The following is a 17,822-nucleotide window of genomic DNA, read 5'->3' as shown; positions in this document are numbered from 1 at the left end:
CAACGCGTCACCGTTGCGCCGGATCGAGCAATTGCACCAGCAGCCGATCAGGATGCGCCCGGTTAAGCCCAACCGGCGCTGCGCGGTCGGCGGGTGGGGCGAGCGTGCCAAACAGGCGATCCCACAGCGGCACCAAATCTCCATAGTTACGATCATGGCACGCGCGGTCCGGCGCGTGGTGCGCGCGGTGGAAGCCGGGGGTGACCACGATCCGATCAAGCATACGCTCGATCGGTCGCGGCAGCGCGATATTAGCGTGTTGCCATAGGCCAAGCGCGAACAGCAGCGTATCGACCGCGAGCACGACCGTGACCGGCGGGCCGATCAGCAACACCGTCGCCGCCGCGACCGGCGCGACGATCAGCAATTCGATCGGGTGATTGCGCAAGGCGGTCGATACATCAACCGCGGCATCGGCATGGTGAACGCGGTGGACGCGCCAGATCCACGGGATCGCATGGCTCGCCCGGTGCACCCAATAGGTTGTGAAACTGCGCGCGAGCAGCAGGAGTGCGAACAGTACAATCCACGGCAAAGCGACTGACTGGCCGAGTCCAATCCCCTTATCCCCGGCAAGCAGGGCGGCGGCGAGCGTCGAGACCGGCAACATGCCGCTCATGCCGATCGTCAGCAGACCGAGCCCGAAATTGGTGACGAGTCGTGCGTCGGTGGTGCCCGGTGGCCGCGTACCCCGCGAGGCGGGAATCACGGATTCCAAAAGCGCGAGCGACACGAAGCAGATGGCGAGCGCTGCCGCCCAAATCCAGCTCACCTGCCCCACCTGCAAATTCCTTTTGCCTGGCACCTTGCGTGCCACTGCCGGGATGCTACGCTGCCCGCCTGACCACAAGGGGGGAATTTTCCAATGTTGCGTAACCATGCTTTCACCGCCGCCGCTTTCACGCTGCTGCTGACCGAAGCTGCTCCCGCCTTCGCCGGTCTTCCGGCCACTCCTGCCCCCATTGCAGGCGTCGGACTTGGTGCCGTCGCGCTGATCGGTCTCGGCTACCGCGCACTCAAGCGCCGGGCGCAGCGCTGAGCGCGGCCCACGCCGCACCGTACGATTTCTCGCTTAACAGTCTCGCCGTTGATCGCGCCGTCGGCTTTGCGGGCGTCGGCGTGTTCGCTGCGATCAACGCGCTGGCCGACACGATCCTTGGGTCGATCCACGAAGCCGGCTTGATCGATGCCATCGTATCGCTGGCCGGGGTCAGCGCGGTACTGTGGTTCGGCCTGTTCGCGGCGCTGCGCATTGCGGTTGAGCCCGGTGCTTCGGCATGGCGGCGCGGCGATGGCATCGTGCTAGGCATTACGGCGCTGTGCGCGCTGCTACCCGCAACGTGGACGGCGGCAGTTGGCGTATTTCTGCTCGGTGCCTATCTCGTGCTGACCGCGCAGGACGGGCGCGCGCGCCGCATCTCGCTGGTTTTGCTTGCGCTCAGCGGAACGTTGCTCTGGGGCAAGATCGTCCTCCTCGCCTTCGCCCCGATTGTGCTCGCGGCGGACGGGCAAATCGTCGGCGCGATCGTCGGGACGGGTGCGACGGGCAATCTGGTCGGGTTTGTCGGCGGCGGACAGTTCGTGATCGGCGGGCCGTGTTCTTCGGTCCACAACATCTCGCTGGCGCTCTTGCTGTGGAGCTGTGTTGTCGCCTTACTCGATTTGACGATCGACCGCCGGCTGATCCTGGTCGGCGTGGCGGCAATGGCGGCGATGTACGCGCTCAATCTCGCGCGGCTGTCGGCGATCGCACTGTTCCCGGCGGATTTCGAATGGCTGCATCTCGGCACGGGCGCGACGCTGTTTGGCTGGGCCGGGTTGCTGTTAGCCGGGCTGATCACCGGGGCCGGAGCCTATGATGCGCTCGCCCGTCGCGCTTAGCATCTGGGCGGGCATCTTCGCACTGGCGACGATCGGGTCGCTCGCGGTGAAAGACGCGCTTGCCTCGGCGCCGCAAGTCGAACTGTCGGGCAAGACCAACGCCGCGATTGCCGCCATGTTACGCGGCCAGGGCTTCGCAGTGCGCGTCGAGCCGCACCGCTTCCAGAGCTGGATCTTTTTCGGGACACGCGGCGCATGCCGGATCGCCGCGCGCGACGCGGTCAACGCTGCGCATTATGCCGAGGCGTTTCGCGAACAAATGGCGCGGATCGGGTCGGTCCGCTATCTCTATCGCGGCAATCGCACGGTTGGCCCGCCCGAATTAACAGCGTTGCTCTATCGTCTTGTGCCGCGCAGCCTCGACCGATTTGGCGTTCATATATCGCGCAGTGTTCCGATTGCAGTGGCGACCAGCGCCGGCTGTTCCGGCGGCGATTTCGGGCTCGCGCACATCGCCGTCGCACCCTGACACCGGAACTCGCTCTGCCCCTAGTATAACCCAACCCGTGACGAACCGCGCCCACCGCGCTAGACGCTCCCGATGACCACCGATTTCCGCACCGCCGCTCTCGATTCCAAAGCCTGGCCTTATGAAGAGGCGCGCAAGTTGCTCAAGCGCTATCCGGAGGGGAAACCCGCGAGGGACGGGCAGCCCGCACCGATCATCTTCGAGACCGGCTATGGCCCGTCGGGGCTGCCGCATATCGGCACGTTCAACGAAGTGCTGCGTACGACGATGGTGCGCCATGCCTTCCAGACGCTGTCCGATGCGCCGACGCGGCTGATCGAGTTCAGCGACGATATGGACGGGTTGCGGAAAGTGCCGGACAACGTACCCAACCAGGCGATGCTGGCGACGCATCTCGGCAAGCCGCTCAGCCGCATTCCCGATCCGTTCGAGAAGTATGAGAGTTTTGCCGCGCACAACAATGCGATGCTGCGCGACTTTCTCGATCGCTTCGGCTTCGAATACGAGTTCATTTCCTCCGCCTCGCAATATGAGGCGGGCGTGTTCGATGATGCGCTGAAGGGCGTACTACGCCACTATCAGGCGATCATGGGGGTGATGCTGCCGACGCTGCGCAAGGAGCGCGCCGCGACCTATTCGCCGATCCTGCCGATCAGCCCCAAGACCGGCGGGGTGTTGCAAGTGCCGGTCGAAGTGGTTGATGCGGACGCTGGCACGATCCGCTTCACCGACAGCGATGGCGAGGTGCTCGTGCAATCGGTGCTGGGGGGCCACGCCAAGCTGCAATGGAAGGTCGATTGGGCGATGCGCTGGGTCGCGCTCGGCGTCGATTATGAGATGTACGGCAAGGATCTGATCGATAGCGGCGTGCAATCGGGCAAGATCGCGCGCGTGCTCGGCGGACGCCCGCCCGAGGGGCTGATCTACGAGATGTTCCTCGACGAGAAAGGCGAGAAGATTTCGAAGTCGAAGGGCAATGGCCTGACGCTCGACCAATGGCTTGAGTATGGCACGCAGGAGAGCCTGTCCTTCTTCGCGTACCGCGAACCGAAAAAGGCCAAGCAGCTCCACATCGGCGTCATCCCGCGCGCGGTGGACGACTATTTCCAGTTCCGCGGCACCTATGCGGCGCTTGCCGTGGAGCAGAAGCTCGGCAATCCCGTCCACCATATCCATGATGGCGCGGTGCCGTCCGACGTGCCGCCGGTGACGTTCGGCTTGCTGCTCAACCTTGCGGGCGTGCTCGGCGCGAGCGCGACGGCGGAGCAGATGCGCGGCTATCTCAGCAATTACGTCGCGGGCGAGATCACCCCCGAGCTCGATGCGCTGATCGGCCATGCGCTGGCGTACAATCGCGATTATGTCGCGCCGACGCTCAAGCGCCGCAAGCCCGAGGGGATCGAAATTGCCGCACTCGAACGGCTCGACCGCGAGCTTGCTGCTGCCCCCGCCGATGCGTCTGCGGTGAATTTGCAGAACATCGTCTACGCAATCGGCAACGAAGGCGGGTTCGATCCGTTACGCGCGTGGTTCGGGGCGCTGTACGAAACGCTGCTCGGGTCCTCGCAAGGGCCGCGCATGGGCAGCTTCATCGCGCTGTACGGCATCGCCAATACCCGCGCGCTGATTGCCGAGGCATTGGGGGACTGATGGCTGAACCGACACCCCCAATGCCGATCGCCGCGCTGGCCCGGGTGCCGCGCGCGATCATCCGCCGGGCGCGTTCGGCGACGCGGCAGTTCCTGATCAACGAGGCATCGGGCGGGATCGTACTGATCGCCGCCGCCGTGCTGGCGATGATCGCCGCCAATTCGGCGCTGGCCAAAGATTATTTCGATTTCCTCCACTTCGCCACCGGTCCGGTGCTGGTCGAGCAGCTCGGCCCGATGACGGTGCATTTGTGGATCAATGACGGGCTAATGGCGATTTTCTTCCTGCTTGTCGGGCTGGAGATCAAACGCGAGTTCGTCGATGGGCGGCTCGCCACGTGGGAGCGGCGGCGCTTGCCGTTCATTGCGGCGGCAGCGGGGATGATCGTGCCGGCGTTGATCTATCTCGGCGTCGCAGGCGGCGATCCGGCGGTGGTGCGCGGCTGGGCGATCCCGGCGGCGACCGATATCGCCTTTGCGATCGGGGTGCTGGCGCTGCTCGGCTCGCGCGCGCCGCCTGCGCTGAAGCTGTTCCTGACGACGGTCGCGATCGTCGATGACATGGGGGCCGTCGCGATCATCGCGGTCGCCTATACCGACCATATCAACGTGCTTGCGCTGGTGGGCGCGGTGGCGGTCGCAGGCGGACTATACGCGCTCAACCGTGGCGGGGTGAAGCGGCTTGCGCCGTATCTCGCCGGGTTCGTGGTGCTATGGCTGCTGGTGCTGCTGTCGGGGGTCCATGCGACAATCGCCGGGGTGGTGACCGCGTTCCTGATCCCGATCACGAAATCGCCCGGCGCGCCGGATTCGGCCGAATCCCCGCTGCACCGGCTCGAACATGCGCTGCATCCTTATGTCGCCTTCCTGATCGTGCCGCTGTTCGGCTTTGCCAATGCCGGGGTGTCGCTCGTCGGCACGAGCATCGCCTCGCTCGCCGAGCCGCTGGTGCTGGGCATCACGCTCGGGCTGTTTCTGGGCAAGCAGATCGGGATCGTCGGCAGCATTGCGCTGGCCGAGCGGCTTGGCCTTGCGCGGCGCCCGGGTGGGGCGAGCTGGCTGCAGATCTACGGCGTGTCGCTGCTTGCGGGGATCGGCTTTACGATGAGCCTGTTCATCGGTGGGCTGGCGTTTCCGGACAATGCCTTACTGGTCGACGAGGTGAAGCTGGGCGTGCTGTGCGGATCGATCCTGTCGGGCATAGCTGGCTTTCTGGTGTTGCGCTTCGCACCGCGCACGAAACGGATGGCCGAGGCGGCATGATGCGGCGCTTCTTCTCGCCGCAGCAATTGGCGCACGCCCCCGCGACCGAACTCCACAATGGCGGCTTTTCCGCGCATGCCGAAACGCCGTCGCGCGCCGAGATGATTGTCCGCGCGATCGGCGGGGCGGAGGAGCCGGTCGACTACGGCGACGCGGCGATCCGTGCCGTCCACACTGTAGACTATCTGGCGTTTTTGCAGGAGGCGCCCGCACGCTGGGCGGCGGCAGGGCGGCCGGGGGATGCGATGGGCTATGTCTGGCCGGTGGTCGGACGGCGTTCGCTTAAGCTCAAGCGGATCGACGGGCTGATCGGGCGTTACAGCTTCGATGCCTCGACCCCGCTGACTGCGGAGACATGGGGATCGGCCTATTGGAGCGCGCAGAGCGTGCTGGCGGCGACGCAAGCGGTGCTGGGTGGCGAGCGCGCCGCCTTCGCCTTGTGCCGCCCGCCGGGGCACCATGCGGGCGCGGATTATCTTGGCGGCTATTGCTACCTCAACACCGCCGCGATTGCCGCGCAGGCGGCGCTGGATGCAGGTCGGGCGCGGGTCGCGATTCTCGACATCGACTATCACCACGGCAATGGCACGCAGGACATCTTCTGGGAGCGCCGCGACGTGTTCTACGCCAGCATCCATGCCGATCCGGCGACGGATTACCCCTTCTACTGGGGCCATGCCGATGAAGTGGGCGCGGGCGACGGGTTGGGGACGACGCTGAACCTTCCGCTGCCGCAAGGGTCAGGGCTGGAACCGTTCCGCCGCGCGCAGGGTGCTGCGCTGGAGGCGATTGCTCGGTTCGCGCCCGATCTGCTGATCGTCAGCCTGGGCGTGGATACGTGGGAGGGCGACCCAATCTCGCACTTCAAGCTGACGACTGCAGATTATGCGGTGCTGGCGGCGGATATTACGGCGTGTGGGTGGCCGACGGTGGTGGCGATGGAAGGCGGGTACGCCGTCGATGCTTTGGGCGCGAACGTGGCGAGTTTTCTGGGCGGGTTTTAGCCCGCTCCGACATGCGCAAAGGGGCTAAGGCGCGGCTCAGGCCGGCACGGGAAACCTTGGGCGGCCCATGTGCGCCTTATGCTTTGAAGCATGTGTCGCGGTGCCATTCGAGAAAAATCGGGTGCGGTCGATCCCCTGCGCGGACGGGCATCCGAGCTTTCCCATCCTTATTGAGCAGGGCCGCTACCCCGTTGCGATCATTAACGTGACTCGAGACGCGGATCGAGAGATCATCGGTGAGCGTGATTAGCCCACGATCGAACATCCAATGAACGGTGCCCGACAACGCGAGGCCGTTTGCAACCAAATCTGGGCCGTTTGCTTCGACTGATCGGATATGCGCCGCCTCGACTTCAGCTCGGCCACCACCGTTAATTAGCTTGAGGCCGGTTAGCGCACAGCGTTCCCCATATGCATTCAGGACAGACTTGCGGAAGGCACGGTCGCGCAGTGGCCGTAACGTGAGTTGCGCTACCCGCGTACGCTCACCCAGATCGTAACCAAGCCGATCTTCTCTCAGCCTTGTTGCATCAGAAGGGGGGTCAATGCGGGGAAGTAGGTCAGCATCGGGCAAGCCGGCATTTACGATCCGGATAAAATCCTGCTGCGAAAGGGGCCTAACAGCCGCCTGAGCCCGCCCCGAGAGCTTGCCGAAATCATTAAGGAGGCCGCGCTCAACAGGGCCATCCTTTTCGATAAAGGGAACCGGGTCCGTGAACTGAAGAAAGCTGCCCGGCTCAATCAGCGCGTAGAACATGTTGGACTGCTCGGGATCGGCCATCACGGTCTGGACTCGCGCGACGGCCCAATAACCCCGGGTTTCGCGAACCTTCACCGGCTCGTAATAGACGATCCAGTCTCCGACGCAGGCGCGAACTCGGTCAAGATATGGCTTCGGAAAATGATATCGAACAGCCGGTGTGTCGCGATAAATCGAGTCTTCGCGGTGGATAAAAACGCCGTTAGCCATGCGCCATACTTGCGTTAGAAATCGACAACCGCAATCAAAACAAAAGATTTAACTGCCGACGCCCGCTGGGGGCGCCGGCATCGTCATTGCTGAGGTCTTACAATTTTCCAGTGAGTTCCGGCACCAGCTTGAACAGATCACCCACCAACCCGTAATCCGCGACCTGGAAGATTGGCGCGTCCTCGTCCTTGTTGATGGCGATGATCGTCTTGCTGTCCTTCATCCCCGCGAGATGCTGGATCGCGCCCGAAATGCCGACCGCAACATACACTTCCGGGGCGACGATCTTGCCGGTCTGGCCAACCTGATAGTCGTTCGGGGCATAGCCGGCATCGACCGCAGCGCGGCTTGCGCCGACGCCTGCGCCGAGCTTATCGGCAAGCGGATCGATGATCGCGTGGAACTGCTCGTCCGAACCCAGCGCACGGCCGCCCGACACGATGATCTTGGCCGAGGTCAGTTCGGGCCGCTCCGACTTGGCGATTTCTGAGCCGACATAGGTCGACAGCCCAGCGTCACCCGTCGTGGCGACGGCCTCGATCGTGCCCGAACCACCCTCAGTCGCCGCCTTGGCGAAGGCCGTGCCGCGCACGGTGATGACCTTCTTGGCGTCCTTGGTCTGCACCGTCGCGATCGCATTGCCGGCATAGATCGGCCGCGTGAACGTGTCTTCGCTCTCGACCGAGAGGATGTCCGAAATCTGCATCACGTCGAGCAAGGCGGCGACGCGCGGCGCGATGTTCTTGCCGTTGGTGGTAGCAGGCGCGAGGAACGCGTCATGATCAGCCATCAGCCCGGCGATCAGCGGCGCGACATTCTCGGCCAATGCATGGGCGTAAGCGGCCTCATCGGCGACATACACCTTGCCGACGCCCGCGATCTTGGCGGCTTCGGCAGCGACGCCGTCCACGCCTTGCCCCGCGACGAGCAAATGGACCTCGCCCAGTTGCGAGGCGGCGGTGACCACGGCGAGCGTGGCATCCTTGACGGTGGCGCCGTCATGTTCGACCCAGACGAGCGTCTTCACTTCGAAACTCCCATTGCCTTGAGCTTTGCGACGAGTTCATCGACATCGGCGACCTTGACGCCAGCCGAACGCTTGGCCGGCTCGACCACCTTCAGCGTGGTGAGGCGCGGTGCGACATCGACACCGTAATCGGCCGGCGTTTTCTGCGCCATCGGCTTGGATTTTGCCTTCATGATGTTGGGCAGCGAGGCATAGCGCGGTTCGTTGAGGCGCAGATCGACCGTGATGATCGCGGGCAGCGTGAGCGTCTCGGTCTCCGACCCGCCATCGACTTCGCGCGTCACGGTGACGCTGTCGGCGGTCAGTTCGACCTTGGACGCGAAGGTCGCCTGGCCGACGCCCATCAACCCGGCGAGCATTTGCCCGGTCTGGTTGTTGTCATCGTCGATCGCTTGCTTGCCGAGGATGATCAGATCGGGCTTTTCCTCCGCGACGATCGCCTTGAGCAGCTTTGCGACGCCGAGCGGCTCGACCTTGTCTTCGCTGACGACGAGAATCGCGCGGTCGGCACCCATGGCGAGCGCGGTGCGCAGCGTTTCCTGCGATTTCTGCTCGCCGATCGAGACCACCACGATCTCGGTCACGCCCTTATCCTTGAGGCGAATCGCTTCCTCGACCGCGATCTCGTCGAACGGGTTCATGCTCATCTTGACGTTGGCCAGATCGACCCCCGTCCCATCCGCTTTCACACGGGGCTTTACGTTATAGTCAAGCACGCGCTTGACGGGGACCATAACCTTCATTGCAAACTCTCCGTTCGTCCTGTCGCGCTCCTGGGGAGGAAAGCGCTCAAGCGGCCGCTTTTACCTCGGCGACGATCTTCCTCGCGGCATCGCCCAGATCGTTCGCCGGAACGATCGCGAGGCCCGAATTGGCGAGGATGTCCTTGCCCTGCTGAACATTGGTGCCCTCGAGCCGAACGACAAGCGGCACGCTCAAATTCACTTCCTTCGCCGCGGCAACGATACCCTCGGCGATGATGTCGCACTTCATGATCCCGCCGAAGATGTTAACGAGGATGCCCTTCACGTTCGGATCGGCAAGGATGATCTTGAACGCCGCGGTCACCTTCTCCTTCGAGGCGCCACCGCCGACGTCGAGGAAGTTCGCGGGGAACATGCCGTTCAGCTTGATGATGTCCATCGTCGCCATCGCCAGACCCGCGCCATTGACCATGCAGCCGATGTCGCCGTCGAGCTTGATGTAGGCGAGGTCGTACTTCGACGCTTCGAGCTCGGCCGGATCCTCTTCGGTCTCGTCGCGCAACTCCATCAGATCCTTGTGGCGGAACATCGCATTGCCGTCGAAGGCGACCTTGGCGTCGAGCACCATCAGCTTGCCGTCATCGGTCACGGCGAGCGGGTTGATCTCGATCTGCTCTGCATCGGTGCCGAGGAAGGCGTCGTACAGCTTCGCCGCGACGTTCGCCGCTTGCTTGGCGAGATCGCCCGACAGTTCGAGGGCTGCGGCAACGGCGCGGCCATGATGTGGCTGGAAGCCAGTCGCGCAATCGATGTCGATCGAATGAATCTTCTCGGGCGTGTCATGCGCGACGGTTTCGATGTCCATCCCGCCCTCGGTCGAGGCGACCATCGACACGCGGCCAGTGGCGCGGTTGACGAGCAACGCGAGGTAGAATTCCTTGGCGATATCGACGCCGTCGGTGACGTACAGGCGGTTGACCTGCTTGCCATGCTCGCCGGTCTGAATCGTCACCAGCGTGTTGCCGAGCATGTCGGTCGCTGCGGCGCGGACTTCGTCGGCACTGCGCGCGAGGCGGACGCCGCCCTTGGCATCAGGGCCGAGTTCCTTGAACTTGCCCTTGCCGCGCCCGCCGGCGTGGATTTGCGCTTTCACGACATAGAGCGGTCCGGGCAGCTTTGCGGCGGCGGCAACGGCTTCGTCGACGGTCAGCGCGGCAAAGCCTGCGGGCACCGGAACACCGAATTTCGCCAGCACTTCCTTCGCCTGATATTCATGGATGTTCATGGGGCGGGGCCTTTGCCAGAGATGGGGATGCGCAGGCCTTAAGCACAGCGGGCCCTGCGAATCCACCCCCTCAGCGTGCGATCCCGCTGGCACACAGCGCCGCCGAAGACCCGGTCACCGCGATGATCTCCGGGTCACGCAGTGATCGCACGCGGTAGAGGAACTGATCGAGGTCGCGCGACCGGTCGGCCTTGCCGAGCCCCGACAGCCGCCGCAATTGCAGGATCGACAGCCGATCCACCATCCGCCCCGCCATGCACGCGGCGATCGGCTTGGGGATTCCGGCGCTGACCAAGCCGGAGCGCGTCAAGGTCTCTGGCGTCGAACAGGCCGCCAGCGCAGCACACGCAAAAAGGACGAAGAAGGGTCGCATATCGTGGCCGCGATGCTATATCGGCAGCATGTCCTGGACAACCGGCCTGCTGACCTTTTTCGCGACCATCCTGGGGATGGAAATCTTCGCCTATGTCGTCCACCGCTGGGTGATGCACGGCTTCGGCTGGTTCCTGCACGAAAGCCACCACCGCCCGCGCACCGGCTTCTGGGAGCTGAACGACTGGTATTTCGTGATTTTCGCGCTGCCGTCGATCGTCCTGCTGATCCTGGGGACGAGCGGCACGACCGGCGATTGGGCGACCTGGATCGGCGCCGGAATCGCTGGCTATGGCGCGATCTATCTCGGGTTCCACGACGTGATCGTCCACCGCCGGGTCGAAAGCGGCTATGTCCCGCGCTGGAGCTATATGAAGCGCATCGTGCAGGCGCATCGGCTGCACCATGTCGTCAGCACCAAGCATGGCACGGTCAGCTTCGGCTTCATTTATGCGCCGAAGCCCGAGGCGCTCAAGGCCGAATTGAAGCGCCGCGGGCTGGACGGTGTGCGCGCGGCGGGCGCGCAGGACGGATCGGGACGCGTGGTAGAGCGGGTTTAGAGCAGGATGACATTAGCATGACCCGTTCGCCCTGAGCTTGTCGAAGGGCCCGTGCAACAAGCAAAGGCTGGCGTGTTGCACGGGTGCTTCGACAAGCTCAGCACGAACGGATTGGGGAGTGGATCAAGCTAACGTCAGCCCGCTCTAGCAACCTTTTGCGGCTTTCGGCCCGCGCCGACGCTCAATCGAACAGGCTCGATACCGAACTCTCATCCGCAATGCGACGGATCGCCTCGGCGAGCAGCGGGGCGATCGTCAGGTGGCGGATCTTCTTCGCGGCATCGATTACCTCATGGCTGCCGATCGAATCGGTGATCACCAATTCCTCGAGCACGGAACCCTCGACCCGTGCGACGGCGCCGCCCGACAGGACACCGTGGGTGATGTACGCCGCCACCCCCGCCGCACCCGCTTCCTTCAACGCAGCGGCGGCGTTGCAGAGGGTGCCGCCCGAATCGACGATATCGTCGATCAGGATGCAGAAGCGTCCCTCGACCTCGCCGATGATGTTCATCACTTCGGATTCTCCCGCGCGCTCACGGCGTTTATCGACGATGGCGAGCGGGGCATTGTCGAGTCGCTTGGCGAGCGCGCGCGCGCGCACCACACCGCCGACATCGGGCGAGACGACCATCAGATTGTGGCGGCTGTAGCGCGTCTGGATATCCGCTGCGATGACGGGGGCGGCAAACAGATTGTCGGTCGGGATGTCGAAAAAGCCCTGGATCTGCCCGGCGTGGAGATCGACCGACAGCACGCGGTCGGCACCCGCCACGGTGATCAAATTCGCGACGAGCTTCGCCGAAATCGGCGTGCGCGGCCCCGGTTTGCGGTCCTGCCGGGCATAGCCGAAATAAGGGATGACGGCGGTGATGCGCTTGGCCGACGCGCGTTTCAGCGCATCGATGCAGATCAGCAATTCCATCAGATTGTCGTTCGCCGGATAGCCGGTCGATTGCAGCACGAACACATCCTCGCCGCGGACATTCTCCTGAATCTCGACGAAGATTTCCTCATCGGCGAAACGCCGGACGAGCGCATCGGTCAGCGGAAGCTCAAGATACGCCGCGACATCGCGCGCCAGCGGCAGATTGGAATTGCCGGTCATCAGTTTCATGCGTGTCGCTCCCCGCAGTCGTTGCGCCCTTTAGGCGCGCGCTTTGCTGGCGGTAAAGGGGCATTGCCGCGTTCGGACGCGCTGCCTAGAGCAAGCGCATGACCATCCGCACCCGTTTCGCCCCCTCGCCCACCGGCATGTTGCATGTCGGGAACATCCGCACCGCGCTGCATTGCTGGCTGTGGGCGCGCAAAAGTGGCGGGGAATTCTGGCTACGGATCGATGATACCGATGCCGCGCGCAGCGAGGAGCGCTTCGTCGAGGGGATCCGCGCCGATCTCGACTGGCTGGGACTCATCCCCGATGGCGAGGAGCGGCAGTCGGCGCGCTTTGCGATCTATGAGGCGCGTTTCCAGCAGTTGCGCGAGGCCGGGCGGATCTATCCCGCTTATGAAACGGGGCAGGAGCTCGACCTGAAGCGCAAGATCGCCGCCGGGCGGGGCTTGCCGCCGATCTATGACCGCGCCGCGCTTGCGCTTAGCGACGCCGATCGCGCCGCGCTGGAGGCGGATGGCGTCATGCCGCACTGGCGATTCAAGCTCGATCATGCTGCGCCGATCGTGTGGGACGATTTGATCCGGGGACCCCAGAAGCTCGATCCCGCGACGATGAGCGACCCGGTCATCCGCCGCGCCGACGGATCGTGGCTCTACATGCTGCCCTCGGCGATCGATGACGCGGAGATGGGCATCACCCATGTCGTGCGCGGCGAAGACCATGTGTCGAACACCGCGCTGCAATTGCAGATGTTCGCCGCGATGGGCGCCACGCCGCCCGCCTTCGCGCATGAGGCGTTGCTGGTCGGCACCGAGGGAAAATTGTCGAAGCGGCTCGGGTCGCTCGGCGTCGAGCATTTCCGTGAGATCGGGATCGAGCCGGCGGCGGTGCGCGCGTTGCTCGCGCGGATCGGGACGAGCTTGCCGGTGGAGCCGCTAATCGAGTCGGCCGCGCTGATCGAAACCTTCGATTTCGCCGTTTTCGGGCGTGCCCCTGCGCGATTCGATGAGGCAGAACTCGCGGGCTTGAACGCCAAGATCGTCCACCAGCTCGATTTCGACTCGGTCGCCGGACGGCTGCCCGATGGCATGGGCGCAGTGGAATGGGATGCGGTGCGCCCCAACCTAACCACCGTCGCCGACGCCGCCGAATGGTGGACGGTGATCGAAGGGCCGATCGCCACCGAGCGTGACCCGGCCGACGCCGATTTCCTCGCCACCGCCGCGCGCCTCGCCGCCACGATTCCGTGGGACGGCGACCCGTGGCACACGCTGACCGCCGCGCTGAAGGCGGAGACCGGGCGCAGCGGCAAGGCGCTGTTCCTGCCGCTGCGCCGTGCGCTGACTGCGCACGATCATGGCCCCGACATGAAGGCTTTACTGCCGCTGATCGGGCAAGAACGCGCCATTTCACGCCTTTCTGCTTAGCCTTTTGACATGATACGTTGTGTCTTGCATCGACAATGTAATAATGTAACATCTGATGCACGCCCGGCACACGATCGGGCGACAGAGATGGAGATGGACGATGTATGCAGATCGGTATTCCAACCGGCGCGGGCTCGATCCAGCCGGGGTCACGCTGTCGCTCGCCATGTGTGGCGTGATTGGCTTCGGCCTGACGCTCGCGACCCCGAACATCACGCGACACATTGAGACGATCCTGATCGGCGAACCCATTCACCTGACGCCAGACCCGCCGCCGATCGACCCACCCAAGCCGCAGCCCGAAACGGAGACGCTCAAACCCGTCCCCACGCAGCCGCGCGACTCAATCGACATGACCAAGCCGATAGTGACACCGGCGCCCGGCGCGGAAACCGGCACGCTCGTCGATTTGCCCCCGACGAACACGCTGACGGCCGGAACCGGGACCGAGATCGGGACCGTCATCCCGCTGCACACGCCCATCCTGCTCGGCCCCACACTCGACCCGCGTTATCGCGACTATTTCCAGCCAGCCTATCCCAGCGACATGCGCTTGGGCGAACACGAAGGCCGCGTCGTGGTACGCGTGCTGATCGGCACCGATGGCCGCGTGAAGGACGTCCAGCAAATCAGCGCTGCCAGCCCCTCCTTCTTCGAAGCGACGCGCAAGCAAGCGCTCGCCAAATGGCGCTTCAAGCCCGGCACCAAGGACGGCGTCGCGATCGAGGCGTGGCACACGATGGCGGTCCGCTTCGTGCTGGACGAAGAATGAGGCGTTGGGAATGAGCGGTGGGGAATGAGGCACGAGGCATGAGCGGCAGGCGCGGCGGGGGTGGCATCGCACGCCTGCCGCGCCTATCTTCCACGCCATGAACCTTCGGCAGTATTTCTCTCCGGTCCGCGCGTGGCGCGATCTGCGCAGCTATGTGCTGACGCGGCGGCCGCACCAGATCGGTTTCATGGCGCTGTCTTTGGTGCTGACCTACACGATGATTCTGGGCACGCTCGACGTCGCGCGGATGCCCAAGCCCGCCTATCACCGCGAGATCATCTATGTGCAGCAGTGGCGCGCCGATCGCACCGACGCCGAAATCATCGCGCAACAGAAAATCGACGGGGTCGAGCAGACGCGGCAGGAGCAAGAGCTCAAGCGGCTTCAGGCCGAGCGCAAGGCGCAGCTCAAACGGATCGATGACGCGCTGAAATCCTACGGGATTTGAGATGAACGACGCACGCTGGATGGCCGCAGCGCTGGCGCTGGGGAGCCGCGGGCGCGGCCGCGCCGCCCCCAACCCCAACGTCGGTTGCGTCATCGTGGCTGACGGCCGCGTCGTCGGGCGCGGCTGGACGCAACCCGGCGGGCGCCCGCATGCCGAGGCGATGGCGCTGGCGCAGGCCGGTAAGAAGTCGCGCGGCGCGACTGTCTACACCACGCTGGAACCCTGCGCGCACGTGTCGGCACGCGGGCCAGCCTGTAGCGATCTGCTGCAACTGGCGAACGTCGCGCGCGTCGTCATCGCGCTCGGCGATCCCGATCCGCGCACCGATGGCAGCGGCATTGCGCGGCTGCGTGAGGCGGGGATTGCGGTCGATGTCGGTCTGCGCGCGGACGAAGCACGATCGGCGATGGCGGGCTTCCTCATGCGGCGCACGCGGGGGCGGCCGCATGTGACGCTCAAGCTCGCGCTCTCGCTCGACGGCGCGACCGCGCTGGAATCGGGGTCTAGCAAATGGATCACCGGCCCCGGGGCGCGCGCGCACGCGCATCTCGAACGCGCGCGGCACGAGGCGATCTTGGTCGGGCGCGGCACGATCGCGGCGGACGATCCGGCGCTCGACGTGCGGCTGGCCGGGCTTGAAGCGCGCGCACCGCGCCGCATCGTCCTGTCGCAGACCGCCAACCCAGGCTGGGAGCGAATCGCCACCCCGCACGACATCGCCACGCTGGACGGCGTCGATCATCTGCTGGTCGAAGGCGGCGCGCTGACCGCGGCGGCGTTCCTCGCCGCCGATCTGGTCGATCGCCTGCTGCTGTACCGCGCGCCGATCCTGATCGGTGGCGGGCGCACCCTGCCCGACATCGGTCTCGGCGACGTGACAGCGGCGCATGGCCGCTGGTTGATCACCGACGAACGGACCCTTGGCAGCGACCGGCTCGAGGTTTACGAGCGCGTCAGGGACTCCGCCGTTCCGGCAACAATAGGAACCGGTTTTGTGCCCGGGGATGGCGGCAAAGGATAACGCAAACCCATGTTCACGGGCATCATCACCGACGTCGGCCAGATCGACCGGATCGAAGCGCGCGGCGACCTGCGCATCTTCGTCAACACCGCCTATGACATGGCGACCGTCGATCTCGGCGCGTCGATCGCCTGTTCGGGCGTGTGCCTGACCGTCATCAACAAGGGCAGCCATGCCGCAGGGGGCTGGTTCGCGGTCGATGTCTCGGGCGAGACCGTATCGTGCACCCCGGCCGATCAATGGACCGCCGGGCGCCGCCTCAACCTCGAACGTGCGCTGAAGCTCGGCGAGGAATTGGGCGGGCATATCGTCACCGGCCATGTCGATGGGATCGGCACGGTCGCTTCGGTGACGACGCAGGGCGATTCGTGGAAGGTCGACATTGCCGTGCCCACCGAGCTTGCGCCGTTCATCGCCGCCAAGGGATCGGTGACAGTCGATGGCGTGTCGCTGACCGTCAACGCAGTGACCGACACCGACGACGGCGCGGTCTTCTCGCTCAACATTATCCCGCATACGCAAGCGGTGACGACGCTGGGCACGCTGAGCGCGGGCGCTACCGTAAACATCGAAATCGACGTCCTCGCCCGCTATTTGAAACGCATGGAGCATTATCGTGCAAAAGCCTGAAGTTGCGCGCCCCGAACTTGCACGGCTGCGCCATGGGTTCCTGTCCTCGCCGGAGGATCTGATCGACGAGGCCAAGAATGGCCGCATGTTCATCCTGGTCGATGATGAAGATCGCGAGAATGAGGGCGACCTGGTCATTCCGGCGCAAATGGCGACGCCCGAAAAGATCAACTTCATGGCCAAGCACGGTCGCGGCCTGATCTGCCTCGCCATGACCAAGCGCCGCGTCGATGAGCTCGGCCTCGGCTTGATGAGCCGCCACAATGGCACGCGGCACGAAACCGCCTTCACCACCTCGATCGAGGCGCGCGACGGCGTCACCACCGGCATTTCCGCCGCCGACCGCGCCCGCACCATCGCCGTCGCGATCGATTCGTCGAAGGGCAAGGAAGAGATCGTCACCCCCGGCCACGTCTTTCCGCTGGTCGCGCGCGATGGCGGCGTACTGGTGCGCGCCGGGCATACCGAGGCGGCGGTCGACGTCGCACGCCTTGCCGGATTGAACCCGTCGGGCGTGATTTGCGAGATTATGAACGAAGATGGCACGATGAGCCGCCTCGACGATCTCGTGTCCTTTGCGCAGCTCCACAATCTCAAGATCGGGACGATCCGCGACTTGATCGCTTATCGCCGCCGCCACGATCATCTGGTCGAGAAGCGTGCCGAAATGGCGTTCGACTCGAAATGGGGCGGGCAGTGGAAGGCGATGACCTTTTTCAACAAGGCCACTGGCGAGGAAACGATCGCGCTGGTGAAGGGCAAGATCGACCCGGCCAAGCCGACGCTGGTGCGGATGCACACCGCCTCCTACTTCGTCGACATGTTCGGTGAGCAATCCGAACGCTCCGGCCTGCTGTCGCGCTCGATGGAATTGATCGCCGAGGCAGGCGCCGGCGTGATCGTGGTGATCAACCGCCCGATGAAGGATTCGGTCACGCGCTTCATGAAGCTGCGCGGCGAAGGCAAGGGTGCGGGCGCGCCCGAAGTCGAGGAATTGCGCGATTACGGCGTCGGCGCGCAGATTCTCGCCGAGCTGGGAGTGGAGGAAATGGTGCTGCTCACCAACACGCACCATGCGCTGGTCGGCCTCGAAGGCTACGGCCTGTCGATCGTCGATGAGCGCGCGATTCCGGGGACGGGTGGGGAGTAACTTCGCCAACCCCGTTTTCTTCCACGCTTCCCCGGCGAAGGCCGGGGCCCAGTGGCGATGGCCGTGAACGCGAATG

20 protein-coding genes are annotated in these 17,822 nt (G+C 64.6%); 13 read left to right on the top strand and 7 right to left on the bottom strand.

The features are described from left to right. Positions 1-7 precede the first annotated feature (7 nt). Positions 8-772, bottom strand: coding sequence for a sterol desaturase family protein (locus tag HMP06_RS13755; protein ID WP_176497586.1), 765 nt, complete (start codon positions 770-772; stop codon positions 8-10). A 93-nt stretch (positions 773-865) separates the two neighbouring features. On the opposite strand from HMP06_RS13755, the gene HMP06_RS13750 reads away from it, so the two are divergent. The 6 genes from HMP06_RS13750 (at position 866) to HMP06_RS13725 (ending at position 6,266) form a co-directional block, all read left to right on the top strand. Further along, the gene (locus tag HMP06_RS13750) at positions 866-1,039 is read left to right on the top strand and encodes a hypothetical protein (protein WP_176497585.1); all 174 of its coding nucleotides are present in this window, start codon (positions 866-868) and stop codon (positions 1,037-1,039) included. Between the two features lie 80 nt (positions 1,040-1,119). Next, a complete protein-coding gene (locus tag HMP06_RS13745; protein ID WP_176497584.1) occupies positions 1,120-1,881 on the top strand; it encodes a hypothetical protein in 762 nt (253 codons plus the stop codon). Then, positions 1,859-2,350 carry a hypothetical protein gene (locus tag HMP06_RS13740; RefSeq protein ID WP_232089692.1) on the top strand — a complete coding sequence of 164 codons (492 nt, stop codon included), beginning with the start codon at positions 1,859-1,861 and terminating at the stop codon, positions 2,348-2,350. The genes HMP06_RS13745 and HMP06_RS13740 overlap by 23 nt, the downstream gene beginning before the upstream one ends. Before the next feature lie 72 nt (positions 2,351-2,422). Then, entirely contained in the window at positions 2,423-4,000 is a 1,578-nt protein-coding gene (locus HMP06_RS13735) for a lysine--tRNA ligase (RefSeq protein ID WP_176497582.1), read from the top strand. A 20-nt stretch (positions 4,001-4,020) separates the two neighbouring features. Beyond that, positions 4,021-5,262, top strand: a complete 1,242-nt coding sequence (nhaA, locus tag HMP06_RS13730; protein WP_176498554.1) for a Na+/H+ antiporter NhaA — start codon at positions 4,021-4,023, stop codon at positions 5,260-5,262. Then, positions 5,262-6,266, top strand: a complete 1,005-nt coding sequence (locus tag HMP06_RS13725) for a histone deacetylase family protein (RefSeq protein WP_176498553.1) — start codon at positions 5,262-5,264, stop codon at positions 6,264-6,266. Before nhaA ends, HMP06_RS13725 begins: the two co-directional genes overlap by 1 nt. Positions 6,267-6,342: 76 nt before the next feature. Here HMP06_RS13725 and HMP06_RS13720 read toward each other — a convergent pair whose 3' ends face one another. From HMP06_RS13720 to HMP06_RS13700, 5 genes are all read right to left on the bottom strand, one after another. Further along, positions 6,343-7,236, bottom strand: a complete 894-nt coding sequence (locus HMP06_RS13720) for an HNH endonuclease (protein WP_176497581.1) — start codon at positions 7,234-7,236, stop codon at positions 6,343-6,345. Positions 7,237-7,333: 97 nt separating this feature from the next. Continuing rightward, a complete protein-coding gene (locus tag HMP06_RS13715) occupies positions 7,334-8,263 on the bottom strand; it encodes an electron transfer flavoprotein subunit alpha/FixB family protein (RefSeq protein WP_176497580.1) in 930 nt (309 codons plus the stop codon). After that, positions 8,260-9,006 carry an electron transfer flavoprotein subunit beta/FixA family protein gene (locus HMP06_RS13710; RefSeq protein ID WP_176497579.1) on the bottom strand — a complete coding sequence of 249 codons (747 nt, stop codon included), beginning with the start codon at positions 9,004-9,006 and terminating at the stop codon, positions 8,260-8,262. Before HMP06_RS13710 ends, HMP06_RS13715 begins: the two co-directional genes overlap by 4 nt. Before the next feature lie 46 nt (positions 9,007-9,052). Then, positions 9,053-10,252 (bottom strand): ADP-forming succinate--CoA ligase subunit beta, encoded by a 1,200-nt coding sequence (sucC, locus tag HMP06_RS13705; RefSeq protein ID WP_176497578.1) that lies wholly within the window; start codon positions 10,250-10,252, stop codon positions 9,053-9,055. 70 nt (positions 10,253-10,322) lie between these two features. Next, complete coding sequence (locus HMP06_RS13700) at positions 10,323-10,562, bottom strand: hypothetical protein (RefSeq protein ID WP_332103003.1); 240 nt, start codon at positions 10,560-10,562, stop codon at positions 10,323-10,325. Positions 10,563-10,653: 91 nt separating this feature from the next. On the opposite strand from HMP06_RS13700, the gene HMP06_RS13695 reads away from it, so the two are divergent. Further along, positions 10,654-11,184 (top strand): sterol desaturase family protein, encoded by a 531-nt coding sequence (locus tag HMP06_RS13695; protein ID WP_176497576.1) that lies wholly within the window; start codon positions 10,654-10,656, stop codon positions 11,182-11,184. Positions 11,185-11,365: 181 nt separating this feature from the next. Here HMP06_RS13695 and HMP06_RS13690 read toward each other — a convergent pair whose 3' ends face one another. Then, positions 11,366-12,301 carry a ribose-phosphate pyrophosphokinase gene (locus HMP06_RS13690; protein WP_176497575.1) on the bottom strand — a complete coding sequence of 312 codons (936 nt, stop codon included), beginning with the start codon at positions 12,299-12,301 and terminating at the stop codon, positions 11,366-11,368. A gap of 98 nt (positions 12,302-12,399) precedes the next feature. Here HMP06_RS13690 and HMP06_RS13685 point away from each other — a divergent pair, with 98 nt between their 5' ends. The 6 genes from HMP06_RS13685 to ribB all read left to right on the top strand — a co-directional run bounded on the left by HMP06_RS13685 (position 12,400) and on the right by ribB (position 17,746). Further along, a complete protein-coding gene (locus HMP06_RS13685) occupies positions 12,400-13,725 on the top strand; it encodes a glutamate--tRNA ligase (protein WP_176497574.1) in 1,326 nt (441 codons plus the stop codon). Positions 13,726-13,825: 100 nt separating this feature from the next. Continuing rightward, the gene (locus HMP06_RS13680; RefSeq protein WP_176497573.1) at positions 13,826-14,497 is read left to right on the top strand and encodes an energy transducer TonB; all 672 of its coding nucleotides are present in this window, start codon (positions 13,826-13,828) and stop codon (positions 14,495-14,497) included. A gap of 97 nt (positions 14,498-14,594) precedes the next feature. Then, positions 14,595-14,945: a hypothetical protein gene (locus HMP06_RS13675; protein ID WP_176497572.1), complete on the top strand. Its 351-nt coding sequence runs from the start codon at positions 14,595-14,597 to the stop codon at positions 14,943-14,945. A gap of 1 nt (position 14,946) precedes the next feature. After that, positions 14,947-15,966: a bifunctional diaminohydroxyphosphoribosylaminopyrimidine deaminase/5-amino-6-(5-phosphoribosylamino)uracil reductase RibD gene (ribD, locus tag HMP06_RS13670; RefSeq protein ID WP_232089690.1), complete on the top strand. Its 1,020-nt coding sequence runs from the start codon at positions 14,947-14,949 to the stop codon at positions 15,964-15,966. Positions 15,967-15,975: 9 nt separating this feature from the next. Next, positions 15,976-16,596, top strand: a complete 621-nt coding sequence (locus HMP06_RS13665) for a riboflavin synthase (RefSeq protein WP_176497571.1) — start codon at positions 15,976-15,978, stop codon at positions 16,594-16,596. After that, positions 16,583-17,746: a 3,4-dihydroxy-2-butanone-4-phosphate synthase gene (ribB, locus tag HMP06_RS13660; RefSeq protein ID WP_176497570.1), complete on the top strand. Its 1,164-nt coding sequence runs from the start codon at positions 16,583-16,585 to the stop codon at positions 17,744-17,746. Before HMP06_RS13665 ends, ribB begins: the two co-directional genes overlap by 14 nt. Positions 17,747-17,822 lie beyond the last annotated feature (76 nt).

It is taken from the genome of Sphingomonas sp. HMP6 (genome assembly GCF_013374095.1).
Lineage (GTDB): Bacteria > Pseudomonadota > Alphaproteobacteria > Sphingomonadales > Sphingomonadaceae > Sphingomonas.
This window is presented reverse-complemented; position numbering and strand designations above follow the sequence as displayed.